General features: G+C 57.2%; 10 protein-coding genes and 1 pseudogene. 2 read left to right on the top strand and 9 right to left on the bottom strand.

The window, feature by feature from the left end; translation table 11 throughout:
• Nucleotides 1–25 precede the first annotated feature (25 nt).
• From Mal65_RS03585 to Mal65_RS03610, 6 genes are all read right to left on the bottom strand, one after another.
• The gene (locus Mal65_RS03585) at nt 26–1,624 is read right to left on the bottom strand and encodes an alpha-L-fucosidase (protein WP_145293729.1); all 1,599 of its coding nucleotides are present in this window, start codon (nt 1,622–1,624) and stop codon (nt 26–28) included.
• A gap of 39 nt (nt 1,625–1,663) precedes the next feature.
• The gene (gene fucP / locus Mal65_RS03590; RefSeq protein ID WP_145293731.1) at nt 1,664–3,103 is read right to left on the bottom strand and encodes an L-fucose:H+ symporter permease; all 1,440 of its coding nucleotides are present in this window, start codon (nt 3,101–3,103) and stop codon (nt 1,664–1,666) included.
• A 28-nt stretch (nt 3,104–3,131) separates the two neighbouring features.
• Nucleotides 3,132–3,950 carry a sugar phosphate isomerase/epimerase family protein gene (locus Mal65_RS03595; RefSeq protein WP_145293733.1) on the bottom strand — a complete coding sequence of 273 codons (819 nt, stop codon included), beginning with the start codon at nt 3,948–3,950 and terminating at the stop codon, nt 3,132–3,134.
• A gap of 2 nt (nt 3,951–3,952) precedes the next feature.
• Nucleotides 3,953–4,978 carry a zinc-binding alcohol dehydrogenase family protein gene (locus Mal65_RS03600; RefSeq protein WP_145293735.1) on the bottom strand — a complete coding sequence of 342 codons (1,026 nt, stop codon included), beginning with the start codon at nt 4,976–4,978 and terminating at the stop codon, nt 3,953–3,955.
• A gap of 23 nt (nt 4,979–5,001) precedes the next feature.
• Nucleotides 5,002–5,934 (bottom strand): aldo/keto reductase, encoded by a 933-nt coding sequence (locus Mal65_RS03605; protein ID WP_145293737.1) that lies wholly within the window; start codon nt 5,932–5,934, stop codon nt 5,002–5,004.
• Nucleotides 5,935–6,111: 177 nt separating this feature from the next.
• Nucleotides 6,112–7,362: a tagaturonate epimerase family protein gene (locus Mal65_RS03610; protein ID WP_145293739.1), complete on the bottom strand. Its 1,251-nt coding sequence runs from the start codon at nt 7,360–7,362 to the stop codon at nt 6,112–6,114.
• Between the two features lie 236 nt (nt 7,363–7,598).
• On the opposite strand from Mal65_RS03610, the gene Mal65_RS03615 reads away from it, so the two are divergent.
• Nucleotides 7,599–8,546 (top strand): helix-turn-helix transcriptional regulator, encoded by a 948-nt coding sequence (locus Mal65_RS03615; protein ID WP_196784535.1) that lies wholly within the window; start codon nt 7,599–7,601, stop codon nt 8,544–8,546.
• A 27-nt stretch (nt 8,547–8,573) separates the two neighbouring features.
• On the opposite strand, the gene Mal65_RS03620 is transcribed toward Mal65_RS03615, so the two are convergent.
• The 3 genes and pseudogenes from Mal65_RS03620 to Mal65_RS03630 form a co-directional block, all read right to left on the bottom strand.
• The gene (locus Mal65_RS03620; RefSeq protein WP_390621992.1) at nt 8,574–10,025 is read right to left on the bottom strand and encodes a sulfatase family protein; all 1,452 of its coding nucleotides are present in this window, start codon (nt 10,023–10,025) and stop codon (nt 8,574–8,576) included.
• Nucleotides 10,026–10,115: 90 nt separating this feature from the next.
• Nucleotides 10,116–11,541, bottom strand: a pseudogene (locus Mal65_RS27420) (DUF1501 domain-containing protein).
• Nucleotides 11,542–11,546: 5 nt separating this feature from the next.
• Entirely contained in the window at nt 11,547–14,402 is a 2,856-nt protein-coding gene (locus Mal65_RS03630) for a PSD1 and planctomycete cytochrome C domain-containing protein (protein ID WP_231131271.1), read from the bottom strand.
• Between Mal65_RS03630 and Mal65_RS27125 the strand changes: the two genes are divergently transcribed.
• Nucleotides 14,392–14,667, top strand: coding sequence for a hypothetical protein (locus tag Mal65_RS27125; RefSeq protein ID WP_231131272.1), 276 nt, complete (start codon nt 14,392–14,394; stop codon nt 14,665–14,667). The genes Mal65_RS03630 and Mal65_RS27125 overlap by 11 nt on opposite strands.
• Nucleotides 14,668–14,858: the final 191 nt, after the last annotated feature.

Genomic DNA, 14,858 nt, shown 5'->3' on the forward strand with positions numbered 1-14,858 from the left:
TTCAATCGAACGATTGTTTCATCGCTTAGCGGAGCTTGAAAACGTACGCGTAATCGCAGGGACGTTTTTCAGGCAACGTGATCTTCAGCCCTTCTTGGGTACGGTCGTATTCCAAGGGGCTTTCGGATCCCAGCAATTCAATCGATTCGATTTGTCCGGGCCAGTGTTCCGATCCCGCGGCCAAAGTGCGGATATTGATTTGACCGGATTCCGGCCAATCCATGATCGTTGCATAGATCACGTCGCCTTTTTTGGTGAAGCGAACGTCTTCGGCGGTGAACGGCTTGTCCTTGGATTCCGAAACGTGACCCGTGGAAACCGTCGTCGGCCCTTCGCCAAAGGTGGACCAGAATTCGGTGCCGTAGATCGATTCGCCGTTGATCTTCAGCCATCCGCCGATCGCTTTCAGGATTGCTTGGTCTTCCTCGGGAATAGTGCCGTCCGGACGCGGGCCGACGTTCAGCAGCAGGCAACCATTCTTGGAAACGATGTCCACCAAGTCGTCGACCAAGCGATCCGGCGTCTTGTATTTCTGGTTCTGGGTGTAGCCCCACGAACTAGCGCTGACCGCAGTGTCGGTTTGCCAAAACGGTTCGCGAATACCGGCCATTTTGGAGCGTTCTTTGTCCAAAACCGCAGCCGATTCGGGAAACGCTTGGAACTTGTAGTTGATGATTCCCAAGCTGTCGTCGTCGCCGGACGTCTTGTTGTAGTAGTACGCGGCAAAACGTTTCAGGTGATCGGCAAAGGGATTGGAGTCGTAAGATTCGATAACGCGAGGAGCGATTCCAAAGTCGAACCACATCACCTCCGGTTGGTACTTGTCGACCAGTTCGCAGGTGCGCGCCAACCAATCGTCTTTGAATTGGTCGTCGTGCGGTTCAAAGTTTTCTTGATACTTGTCGGCGTCGGGCTTGAACAAGAATGGCATCGGGCGTCCGTACAGGCCCGCGAATTCGGGGTTTGCGTTGTCATAGTCTTCGCTGCGGACGTAGTACTGCCAGTTAAAAGCGCGGTGGCTGCTGACCCCAAAGTGCAGGCCTTCGGCACGGACGGCATCGGCCAGTTCGGCGATCACGTCACGGTGCGGTCCCATTTCCGATGCGTCCCATTTGGTGAACGCACAGTCGTACATGGGAAACCCATCGTGGTGCTCGGCGACCGGGATCACATAGCGTGCCCCGGTATCCTTGAATAGCTTGGCCCATGCGGCGGCGTCAAACTTCTCGGCTTTAAATTCGGGGATGAAATCCTTGTAACCAAAAGTCTTTTGCGGGCCATAGGTTTCACGGTGATGTTCGAAAAAGTTGTCACCGCGGCGTTTAGTGTCGATGTACATCTGACGCGGGTACCATTCACTGCCGTAGGCCGGCACGCTGTAGGCACCCCAGTGAATAAAGATTCCGAACTTGGCGTCTTTGTACCACTGTGGGATTTTGTAGGTGGAAAGCGATTCCCACTCGGGCTTGAATGGACCGTCCTTTGCAACCTGGTCGATTTTTTCAACAGCCGGAGCAACGGCGGGATGCGGCGCCAATTCGGGATGTGTGGCCGTGTCCTGGCCCCAGACTGGCGACGCGAGCGTGCCGAGCAAAATGGCGGCACCGAAAAAGGTTTTATTCATGACAAAGTTCTCTTGTCGTATTGGATAGGGGGAAACGGGTTAGGCCGACGTGCTGGTGGGACGCTGGGTCATCGACATTGCAAATCCATAAATGGCAATGACGATAAAGCAGATCAGCGGCAGAACAAAGGAAACACGGACGGATTCCAGTTCCATTCCGGCAAAGTTGAACGCGTCCATGTCGATGATTTGGCCTTGGAAACGCGGCATCAATGCACCGCCAACGATGGCAAAGATCAAACCCGCCGATGCCAGTTTGCCGTCTTCGGGGTTCAGGCCGTCCAGTGCCAATCCATAGATCGTTGGGAACATCAGTGACATGCAGGCACTGACGCCGACCAGGCAATAGATCCCCGCATAGCCTTGGACAAAAATGGCTCCCGCGGTCAGCAGCATCCCGCCAATCGCCAGGATGCCCAACAGCAATCCTGGACGGAGGTATTTCAAGATGAACGTGCAGATAAACCGGCTGGTCAAAAAGATGATCATCGCGGCGATGTTGTGACGCTGGGCTTCGGCCGCCGTCATTCCCAATAGCGTCATTCCATAGTGAATGATGAACGTCCAACACATGATTTGTGCGCCGACGTAGAACGCTTGGGCAAACACCCCGCCCAGATAGCGGAACGTGGCCAGCTTCATTGTCAGTTTGCCCAGTGATATCTGTTCATGTTCCCGCCCGGTGTCCGGCATTTTCGAAACGGCAAAAACCAATAGAACAGCGATCACGACCACACCGATCACCACATAGGGAACACGTACAACGCCCAAGTCGTGCGCTTGCATGGCTTGGTGTTCGGTCGGGTTTGCAACGCTGTAGTATTCCAGGGCCTGGGTGACCAAACCGTCGACTTCGCTGGGAAGCATTTCCTGATACGCCGGGTTCGCGTCGACTTGTTGCTGGCGAAAATCGGCGACTTGCAAGTTGGGCAGGATGAATTGGCTGGCAACAATCATCCCCGTCAATGAACCGATGGGATTGAACGCTTGGGCCAGGTTCAGACGCCGTGTGGCCGTTTCCGGTGGCCCCATCGAAAGGATGTAGGGATTGGCGGTGGTTTCCAAGAATGCCAAGCCGAAAGTCAACACATACAGTGCGACCAGGAACAAGCCGAATTGCATGTTCATGCTGGCAGGAATGAACAACAGGGCGCCGACCGCATACAGCCCCAGGCCCAGCAAGATCCCCGTCTTGAACGAAAACCGGCGGATGACCAACGCGGCCGGAATCGCCATCGTCGCATAACCGCCATAAAAAGCCGTTTGCACCAACGAGCTTTGAGCGTTGCTGATCAGAAAGATCTCTTTGAACGCCTTGACCAGCGGATTGGTCACGTCGTTGGCGAAGCCCCACAGGGCAAACAATGACGTGACCAAAATGAATGGAAACAAAAACTTCGATGGTACGACCGTCGCTTCACTTTCGGCGGTCGCTGGGGATTGGGCGGGTGAGTCGACCGGGACGGTGGAATCGGCCATCTGTCATAAGCCTTAGGTGGGAGAAGCCTTATCGGGGAAAGAAGTCGCGGAAAGCTTCGATTGTCTTGACCGCGGCGGTATCCGAATCGGGCAGCGGGAATGCTTCGGCCGAAAGATAGCCGTCAAATCGGATGTCCTGGAGCGCCTGAATGATCGGCGCGTAATCCATGTGCCCCAAACCGACGGCCTGTCGGTTGGAATCCACAAAGTGAATGTGTCCGATGTCATTGCCGCCATCGCGGATCGCCTGGGCAATGTCGGCCTCTTCGATGTTCATGTGGAACAAATCGGCCAGCAGTTTGACGTTGTCCGTGTCCAGTGTCCGTAAGAAACCGCAGGCGTCGGCAACGGTGGTCAACAAATTGGTCTCGTAGCGGTTCAGCGGTTCATAGATCAGCGGTACGCCATGTTCCGCAGCAATCGGGGCCAAACGATTGATTGATTCGGCAAGCAATCCCAAAGCCGCGTCACGATCCAGGTCGCCGCCCCAGCGTCCCTGCATCGATCCGATGATCGCGGGCGCCGACAATCGGCCACCAAAATGAATGATGGATTCGACGAATTGGCATGCCTTTTCGCGACGATCTTTGTCGGGGTCGGTCAGGCTTAGGCCGTGCTTGACCATTCCCGCGCCGGTGCCCACCGCGGCAACCTTCAGCTCATGCTGTTGCAGTGTCGGCAAAAGCTTGTCCACGTCGACCGCATCGGCCGAGGGGGCGAAGATTTCGATAGCATCGAATCCCAGGCGTGCCGCTTCACTGCAGGCATCGTCCAGTCCGTTCCAATAGACAAAAGGTCCGCCCTTGGCTTCTTCGACCAAGCTGACGGTGATGGCTGACTTGATCATTTTCAAACCTCGATAACCGCTTTGATGACTCCGGTTTCCGGTCGCGTCCACGATTCGAACACGTCCGGGACCTCGTTGAACGACGCGTGGTGCGTGATCCACGGCTGGGTGTCGATGATGCCGGCATCAATCAGGCGAATGATGCGTGGAAAGTCCGGCGACAACGCGTTGCGGCTGGCCATCAAGTTCAATTCGCGGCGATGGAAAAACGCCGCGTGGGGAAAGTCCAGGTTCTGTTGCGTGATCCCCACGTAAACGACCCGACCGGCAAAGGCGGCGAATTCCATGCTGCGGACCATCGACCCGTTGTGACCGGTGGCATCGATCACCACGTCGGCGAATTGGCCGTCGGTCAAGTCGCCGATCGCTTCGATATCCGAATCGTCGCCCTTGATTTGGATGGTGTCTTGCACACCCATGCGCTGGCGAACGAACTCCAGACGTGATTCAACCAAATCGGCGATGATGACGCGTGCCCCCGTCAGCTTTGCGAACTCCAAAGCCGACAAGCCGATCGGACCGGCGCCCAAGATCAAAGTGTTCTCTTTGCCTTGCAGTTTGCTGCGGTCCACCGCGTGACAGCCGATGGCCAACGTTTCCACCAACGCGGCTTGGTCCATCGTGAGGTTGCCCGAGGGATGCAGTTTGCGCGCAGGCAACGTCATCTGTTCGGCCAAGCCGCCGTCGCACATGACGCCCAATGTTTGATGGTGTTCACAACAGTTGGTGAACCCGCGGCGACAAGAGTAACACTGTTGGCAATTGATGTACGGTTCAACCGCACAGAACTGGCCGACCGAGACGTTCTTGACGCCTTCGCCGACGGCCACGACTTCCACGCCCAGTTCGTGGCCGGGGATGCGTGGGTAGGAAAAGAACGGGAACTTGCCCAAGTAGCCACCCAAGTCCGTTCCGCACACGCCCACGCGGTGAATTTTGACAACGGCTTCGCCAGGACCGGGTTTGCCGGGAGCCTGGATATCAACGATTTCCCAACGTTTGGGTTCGCTTAACTGCAGTGCTTTCATAAGAATCGATTCGTCTTGGTGGGTCAGTTGTTTTCGGGAAGGCCGGACGGATGACCGACGTTCTTGACGTCTGCGAAGATCTGTTGGACTTCCGCCAACAGAGCTTCGTCGATCGGTTGATCGATCCACTGAGCCCACTTTTCAATGTTCTTGGGATTCGCGCTGCCGGCGATCGTGGTCGACATGTCGGGATTGGCACAAGAAAACTGCAGTGCCAATTGCGCGATGTCCACGCCATGTTTTTCACAGCACATGGCGGCTTTGCTGGCCGCCGCACGCACCTCGGGTGTTTCCAAGCACCATGGCGGCAATGGGGCATTGGTCAGAAGACGTGCCTGGAAAGGCCCAGCGTTCATCGCACCGATGCCTTTTTCTTTCAGCATGGGAACGGTTTCATCGGCAAACCGAGTGTTTTGCAGCGTGTATTGGTTGTACGACAGCACGCAATCCAAGTCGGCTTTGGCAGCGATCTCGTGAAAGATCTTTTGCGGATAGCCACTGATGCCGACGTAACGGATCTTTCCAGCTTGTTGTGCTTCACGCAGGGCGGGCAGTGTTTCGGCAATGATTTGGTCCAGGTCGACAAACTCGATGTCATGACAAAGCATGATGTCGACGTGGTCCAAGCCCATCCGGTGCAACGAGACGTCAACGCTTTCGGCGACCCGTTTGGCGGAAAAGTCGAACTTGTCGCGATCGTAGCGTCCCAGCTTGGTGCACATCACATAGTCGTCACGCGGCACATCACGCAGGGCAACCCCCAACAAGACTTCGCTCATCCCGCGACCGTAATAGGCCGACGTGTCGATCAAGTTGATGCCCAGGTCCAAAGCGACACGAACGCTGCGAAGGGCTTCGTCCAATTGGATGCTGCGGAATTCTTGCCCCAGCGATGAGGCGCCAAATCCGATGACGGGTAATTCCAGGTCCGTGCCCAGAAGTTTGCGTTTTTGCATTGCGGAAGATGGGGTGCGAATGAATGGGGGCGATGGGAGGGTCCGGCAGCGACCGCGGCGGTGGGAAGGCAGGCTTGCCGTTGTAGGCAGGCCGCCTGAATCGGTTACCGCAGCCGCGGCGGAGTGATGCAGCCGGTGATCAAGTGCGGACGCCGGCGACGTAGGTCGCCGGTTAGGTTAGCCGACGAAAAGGGGCTTCAGGTGACGGTCATAGATATTTTTGGTCACCTGCGTTCCGACAATTTCTTTGTTGGCTTTCAGCATGTCGGTGTACCGTTGGCCCGCTTTGGCAGCGACCTTGAACGACACGTGCAGCAACTGCCGAACGCTGGGGTTGAAGCTGGGACAGCTTTGGTCGTGACGAATCACGTTGGCCATTTCGCTGCCCGACCAACCGGCGACGGTGTCCGCGCCGGGCAACTGGCTGCGGTCGATGTCGATGACACTGGCATAGGGAGCACAGAATTCGTCGACATGGTCGTAGGCCGTCTGGTAGATCTCCTTGGCCAATGCCAGTCCGTCGCCTTCGGCTTCGGCCAGTCCGATGATTTCTTCCAGCCAAGTCGTGCCGGCGGTCTTCAGGTGGACACCCGCGCCGGTTCGATTCATCGCTTGGCGGATGATCGGATACAGGCTGAATTTGTCGCTGCCGCTATGCACGCTAAGCTTCAAGTTTTCCGGCAAGCCATAAGCCTTGACCGCATGCGCGATGACGGCCAAGTCGTCGTTGAATTCCTTTTCGAACTGCGTCAGGTCGCCGACGTAATCGACACCCTTGTTGAAACGCCCGGTGAACTTCGGTGCAATTGTTTGTAACGGAACGTTTTGGTCGGCCAGGGCAACCAAGATGATCAACAGTTCCGGCGGAGTTTGTGGGGCATCGGTTTCGTCCATGCTGACCTCGGCGATGACTTCGTCGGCGCCTTTCTTGTCAGCGATGTAGCGATAGATTTCCGCGGCTTCGGCGCAGGCGGACAAATATTGTTTGCCGACACGCCGAACATCATCGGCGGTGATCGTCAGTGGTTCGGACAGTCCGTCCAGTTCCAAGGTGCCGACGAGTTCACCGTGCTTGGCAACAAACGCGTCCAGGTCTGCGTCCGAGGGGGCTTTGCCGATCGAGTCGGCCACGTCGATGGTGAAAAAATCGCTGCACGGCAGAAACGGATCCACCGTTTTTAACCCGATGTGGTCTGCATCGACGTGCCAGTCATGCGACCATCCGCGGCTTTCGATCGCAGCCTTTGCCGCGGCCATGACGCTGGGCGGTTCGGATCCGACGAAGGTGTGTTCGCGGTTGGATTTGTTCCAGACCGGTGAAACAATGACGTCTTGAGCGGCTAGTTTTTCAAACGCGGCCAGTTGGGCTTCGGCTTCATGGGCGAAACGGTCGCCGACACCAAACGAGTATTTGGCAAGTGTTTTCATCGAAGATTTTATGGATGGTCGTGGGGAATAGAGATGGGCGGGGATCGCGGGTGCGATGCGTCGGTGCCGATCCAAGTGGTGGGCCGGTGCGACAGGACTGACAGAATACTGTCTGGACGATCGGCACGGGGGCACCACCGATTCGGAGACCTGATCTGCCGTGCGGCGATCGACGTGGGGCGGGCACGGGACGCGGGGATGACCCAAAAGTGTGAGCCGCCCTGTCGGCAAATGCCATGGCCGGTCTTGACCTGGGCATGACGATTCTTAACCTGTTTGGTATGGCCGACCCGTCTCCCGCATCGATCAACGAACCGGCCTTTGTGTCCCAGCAGGTCGCCGAGGCACGGCGGTATTACTTGGACTTGAAGCCGTCGCCTTACGAATCGTTGGTGGTCGTCTGTGGCGGCCGCGAACGTATGCGCACGGATTATATCGTCGCCCGAAAAGACTTTCCCTATTACGCGATCGAAATGGTGGCCGAGGGCGAGGGGCAGTTGACGCTGGAAAACGTTCACCATCCGCTGCGTGCCGGTTCGGTATTCGCCTACGGTCCCAAGACATCGCACCGCATCGAAAATTGTGGTGCGGTGGGAATGAAGAAGTACTACGTCGATTTTTGTGGGCGACGTGCCAAGCAGTTGGTCGATCAAACGGGGCTGATGTCGGGGAAACCGTTGCAGGTCACGGCGCTACATGAACTGGTCGACCTGTTCGACATGCTGGATCACGACGGCCGTGACGATGGCGCGATGAGCCAACAGATCTGTACTTCGATTCTGCAGTTGTTGATGTTGAAGATTCAGCGGCTGGCGGTCGGTCCCGGTGCCAACGTGCCCCGCTGTTATGACACGTATCAAACGGTGCGGCGGCACATCGAAGACAACTTCATGCGGCTGGAAAGTGTGGCCCAGGTCGCGCAGGAATGTGGGATCACGCCGATCTATCTGTCGCGACTTTTTTCACGCTTTGGTGGCGGCGGTGCTTATCAATTTTTGATACGCAAAAAAATGAACTACGCCGCCGAATTGCTGCTGGAAGAATCCATGCTGGTTAAAGAGGTAGCCGAGCGTTTGGGGTTCGCCGACGCTTTTCAGTTTTCCCGGGCCTTTAAACGCGTCTACGGTGTGCCTCCGAAGCAATTGATTCGGCAGCACACCGGACGTGCCGAGCCGGCGGAATAGACGCCGGCTGTGTAGATGTTGCTGGGATCAGGGCATCTTGTCGCCGACTTCTGCCATCTTTTCCTCCAGCATCGCCTTCATCTGCTTGATTTCATCGGCGTACGCGGGATCCTCGATCAGATTGTTCATCTCCTCCGGATCTTCGCTCAGGTCGTAGTATTCCCAGTAGGGATCGGTGGGCTTGTCCAAGGCGCCGGGCGCGTCCAGCGGCTTGCCGTAGAAGTAGATCAGCTTGCGATCCTTGGTGCGGATGCCCAGGTGTGCCGGGTTATCGTGGTGGGCCATGTGCATCCAGTACCGATAATACGTCGCGGTGGGCCAGTCATCCGGGGTCGGTTGGCCGTTCAACATGGGTTTGAACGATCGGCCCTGCATGAAGTCAGGTTTGTCGACGCCGGCAAAATCCAACAGCGTCGGCGCGAAGTCCACGTTGTTGGCAATGAAATCCAGTCGTTCGCCCGCGGGGATTGATTCGGGATAGCGAATGATAAAAGGCATGCGGAGCGATTGTTCGTACATCCAACGTTTGTCGATGTAGTCGTGTTCGCCCAGCATGAATCCTTGGTCGGCGGTGTAGACGATGATCGTGTTGTCCAGTTCGCCGGTGGATTCCAGGTGATCCAACAAGCGTGCAATATTGTCATCGACGCCGCGAACGCAGCGCAGGAACTTCTTCAGGTAACGCTGATAGGCTTCGCGTTTGTAGGCTTCGTCGGACAAACTATCGTCGACGAACATGTGGTCACCCATGTTGCGTCGTTCGTTCCGCTTTCCGACCGAGGTTCCGTATTGCGGTTGGCCATGGGGGCCATGGTTGCCGCGTTCCCACAAGCTTTTCGGTTCGGGGATGGTCACACCGGAGTACAACCAGTCATAACGTTCCGCATTTTCAAAGTTATCGTGCGGCGCTTTGAAGTGGTGCATCAAAAAGAACGGCTTGTCTTTTTGGTTTCGGGTCTTCAGCCACTTCAGTGAGATGTTCGTGATCGCATCGGACGAATGGACGCTGTCATAACTGTTGAAGCGAAATTCGTTTTCCGGCCATGGCTTGGGGCCGCGGACGCGGAAGATCGGATTGAAGTAGAAACCTTGGCCGGGCAACACGGTGTAAAAGTCGAACGCTGCCGGTTCGGCTTTCAAGTGCCATTTGCCCACCATCGCGGTTTCGTATCCGGCGTCTTTCATCAAATGTGCCAGGAACTGGCGTTCGCCTTCGATTTTTCCGTTCAGCGTGGTCACGCCGTTCACGTGGGCGTATTGGCCCGTGATGATCGCCGCGCGGCTGGGTGTGCAGATTGAATTGGTGACGAAGCAATTCGTCAGCAACGCGCCTTCGCGGGCCAGACGGTCCAGCGTCGGCGTCGGGTCCAGCACCGACAATCGGCCCTGATAGGCGCCGATGCCTTGTGAGGCGTGATCATCGGACATGATGTACAGAATGTTCGGCTTGTCCGTTTCGGCATTCGCCTGGAAAGACATTCCGGTGGCAAGGCAAACGGCCACTAACAAGTATCGAATCATGAAATCTTCGTCGTGGGAGTGAGGGAAACAGATGTTGGTGGTGAAGGGTCAGGCGATCAGTTCGTCGATGACTTGGCCGCCAAACTGGCTGAGCTGTTTGTAACGACCGGCGTGAAAGTATGTCAGCTTGTTGTCATCCAAGCCCAGTAGGTGCAACAAAGTGACGTGCAGGTCGCGGATCGGATGCACGCACTCGACGGCGTGGCGCCCCAGTTCATCGGTCGCGCCGACGGTCGTGCCGCCTCGGACGCCGCCGCCGGCCAGCAACATTGTCATGGCATGATTGTTGTGGCCGCGACCGAGCGAATAAACGCCGCCACGTTTATTGTTGTCCGGTGTGCGACCAAATTCACCGGTCCAAATGACCAGCGTGTCGTCCAGCATGCCGCGGCGTTTTAAGTCCGCGATCAGAGCGGCCATCGGTTTGTCGACGCTGCGGATCCGTGCGCTGTGTCCACGTTGTAGATAGTCGTGACTGTCCCAACCACCGCTAAAAATCTGGACAAACCGAACGCCATTTTCGACCAAGCGTCGCGCCATCAAGCACTGCCGACCGAAGGTTTCGGTTTCCGGTTGATCCAATCCGTATGCACGGTGCGTTGCCGCGGTTTCGCGACCAAGGTCGATCACGTCGGGGACCGACGTTTGCATCCGAAACGCCAATTCATAGCTTTCCATCCGGGATTCCAGATCGTTTTGGATCGCCGGTGCGGATGCCAGATGTTGCTGGTTCAGCTACGTCGTCCAAGGCACGTCGTTGATGCTCACGCGATTTGTGCGCGGGGGCCTGCAAGTCCAGCAACGGCGTCCCTTCCGGTCGCAGTCGCGTGCCCTGGAAATGTGCCGGCAAAAACCCGTTGCTCCAATTGGTCGCGCCGCCTTGTGGCAACGCTAGTTCGGTCATCACGACATAGCCGGGCAAGTTTTGATTCTCGCTGCCCAGCCCATAAGTTGCCCATGCGCCGATCGCCGGATCACCTCCCAGCCGGCTGCCGGTGTTCATGTGAAAGAGGGCTTCGGGGTGGTTCAGTGATTCGGCCTGGCATCCGCGAAAATTACAAAGTTCATCGGCGACAAAGGGATCCGCCAAGTGGACCCACTGGTCGCACATGTCGATGCCCGACTGACCCACGCTACGAAACTTGAACGGGCTGCCGACAAAGAATTTGAAACCCTTTTCCAAACCTCCGGTCAGATTCGATTCCGTTTTATGCAAACGCGTCAGTTCGGGTTTGGGATCAAACGTGTCCATTTGGCCGGGACCGCCCTCCATGAACAACATGATCACGTTCTTTGCTTTGGGCGGGTGCATCGGCGATTTGACCGCCAAAGGTGAAGCCGATGCGGATTGTGTGGCGTCGGCGGCCAACAAGTCGGTCAGCGCAACGGATCCCAACGTTGCGCCCAGCCCGTACAGAAACCCGCGGCGTGACGCAGGTGTGGATGACGGTCGTGAACAAAGGGATGGGGGCATCAAGATCACTGCAGGTATAAGAACTCGTTCGTGTTGAACAGCAACAGACAAGCGTCGGCCAACGATCGCGTCGGTGCGTCCACGTCCGTCGGCTTGACGTCAGGCGTGTAGCGATCAAAGACGGGCAAGATTTCTTGGTATTGAAACGGTTTGCCCGAAAACTCTTCGACCAGTGATCGGGTGATGCGCCGAGGGTAATTCACCGGCGTCGGCTGGACCTGTTGGTGATACTCCGTCATGTCGTCGATGTAGCGGACCAGACGGTCGATTTCTTCGGGCGACGGAGACCGGCCCAAAATGATTCGAAACGCAGCCGACAATTGATCTTTCGGTGACTCGTGTTTTTGCTGCAGTCGCAATGCCATCGCGACGCTGCGATCGGTGACCATGTCGCTGTACATCAGCGTGAAGGCTTGTGGCGTGACAGCCGACGATTCACGCCGCTCGCATGATTCGTTCGGGTTGGGTTGGTTGAACAATTCCAAAAACGGATCCGCTTGGCCGCGAACACGGTACGCATAGATCGTTCGTCGGTTCCGTTGGTCAGGAGTTGCCGATGGTTGATACGCCGGTGCCAGGGAAAATTGAATCATCCTTGGCTGCAGTGCGACTTCCATGTTGATTTCCGGCATCACGGGCAATCCGCCGACCTTACGATTCAGTTCACCGGTGGCCGCCAGCATGGCGTCGCGAATTTCCGGCGCAGACAGCCGCCGCGGTGGAAAGTAGGAAAGCCAGTGGTTGTCCGGATCGCTGCGGGCGACCGCCTTTGCATCCACCGGTACCGCGGCGCGGCGGTAGGTCTGCGACAGCAGAATCATTCGATGCAGTCGCTTTAGTTTCCAACCGCCGTCGACCAATTGGTGGGCCAGATAATCCAGCAGTTCCGGATGAGTCGGGCGGCCGCCTTTGCCCCCGAAGTTGTTCGGATTGGCGGCGATGCCTCGGCCAAAATGTGACTGCCAGATCCGGTTGACGATCGAACGTGTCGTCAGCGGGTTATCCGGGTGGGCGATCCAGCGGGCCAAACCCAGTCGCCGGCCTTCGATCGATTCGGTCAGGCGAAACGGATCGTCGTCGCCGAGGGCCTCGTGCGTTTGAAGGTGTGCGTCGCCGGTGGTGGATAAGCCACAAACACTTAGCACGCCGGGGGTCACTTGATCGCCAGGTGCGGTCAAATCACCGCCACCTAAAATGAAGCACTCTGGGGTCTGGGGCTGTTCGTCGTTTCGCTTGATACGAAGTTTGCGTGCGTTGACTTTGGGCGCCGATGAACCGCCGGAATTGAAAACGCTTTGCGCCATCGGTTCGTAGCGTTCCAGTCGTCGTGTCCAGATCCATTCGTCTTGTTCGCGGACCTTCAGTTGGCCTTGTTCGATGTGGTCCAGACCGACGTGTCGGGGCGGCTTTTGGTCGTCTGGCAAGTCGCGTCGTTGATCGGCGTCTTGGTAATCCAAGCCGCGCTGGTCGAACCATCGTCGTGCCGCAGCTTCGCGTTTGGCGATCAGCTTGCCTTTTTCCGCCGCCGCAAAGTCCAACATCCGTTGCACCTGTCGCCGTCCGGTCTGCAGGCGGTCGGTGTTTTCTTGTGGCAAGAATGGGACGCGGCGTTCGGCCATCTGCGTCGTGGCAAAGGTCGCGTACAAGCGGTAGTAGTCACGCGTCGGGATCGGATCAAACTTGTGGTCGTGACACTTGACGCACCGCATCGTGGTTGACAAGAAGGTCTGGCCGACCGAGTTGACGACGTCATCCAAGTACATTTGACGTGCCGGTTCGGGTTCAATCATCGCGCTGTCCCACGGCCCCAATCGCAGAAAGCCGGTGGCGATGATCCATTCGGCTTCCCGGGGCGTATAGTCGCCCGATATTTGTACTTGGCGGACCGTCGCCGCATCGGCCGACAAACGCGCGGCGACCGATTGGTCGGCCAATTCATCACCAGCGATCTGTTCGATGATGAACTGATCGTAAGGTTTGTCTTCATTGAACGATCGAACCACATAATCGCGGTAACGCCACATGTTGGAACGTTCATAATCGTTGGACATCCCGCCGGTGTCGGCGTAGCGTGAAACGTCCAGCCAGTGTTGCGCCTGACGTTCGCCAAAGTGCGGTACGGCCAGCAAGCGATCGATCAACGCTTCCCAAGCTGCATCGGCATCCGTCGCGTAGTCCTTGCAAAACGCGTCGACCAACTCGGGACTGGGGGGCAGACCGGTCAAGTCGAACGTGACACGTCGAATCAATGATTGTGGTGAAGCAATTTTGGCCGGCGTTAACCCCGCATCTTCGATCGCGGCGTCGACCAGCATGTCAATGACGTGCTCCGGTGCAATGGCTGGTTCGGTTGGGTCGCCCGAGCTGACCGGTGCAATCGGCGTCATCAAGGGTTGGTACGCCCAAAGGTCATCGGGTTGATAACGCCGGTGCGTCCATGTGTCGGATGTTCCGCCGCTGGTGGACACCAGCACGCCATCGTCGGTCACTCTTTGTTTGGCTGCCGCGGCGCGGATGGCGTTCTGTTCCCGCGTCGATGGCCAGGGGGCCCCGGCCGCAATCCATGACACCACGCTTTGGACCTGAGTCTCGGTCAGTCGGTCATTTTCTTTCGGCGGCATTTCCAAGCCTTCCCAACGGATCGCCCAGACCAGAGGGCTTTCGTCGGGATCACCCGGCACGATGGCGGCTTCGCCCGATTCGCCACCGCCCAGCAGCGCCGCGCGGGCTCGCATGTCAAAGTCGCCTTGCAACTGTTCCGGGTCGTCGCCGTGGCAGCCGAAACACTTGGACTTCAGCATCGGCAGGACTTTCAGCGTGAAGTCCTGGGCCGATTTCGAAACGGTTGGCGTGTCTGACAAACCAGCGTCGTCGCTTGACCAAGCTGGGCAAACGCCGATCACGGTGATGACGGTCCAAAGCACACAGTGGACCGCGGAGAGCTGTGCAATCGAACCGCTCCGCGACGCGTTTTGGCCGATCCACGAAGGTGGAGGCTGTTCGGATTGCGGTGAATTCAAGCGGACACGCATCGACAAATCGGCGGCAATGGCGGGGGGAATCGGCAGGCGAGAGGAGGTGGCCGGTGGTGCGGCCGGTCGTTCGCAGGGGGGATTCCGATTATGACACAACCCCCAGCCGAAAGATATTAACAATTAACGAGTAGCAATGGTCGGATTTCGATCCGCGGACAAATTTTGTTGCCTCCGCGGTCGGGGGGCGTTAAGTTCACCTTCTGTGCTTGTGCAGCCGGGGCTTGCGTCGTGAAGACGTTTGGATGCTGTGCGGTACCTCTTTTCTTGGACAAATTGCATTGG

Source organism: Crateriforma conspicua, from assembly GCF_007752935.1.
Classification (GTDB): Bacteria; Planctomycetota; Planctomycetia; order Pirellulales; family Pirellulaceae; genus Crateriforma; species Crateriforma conspicua.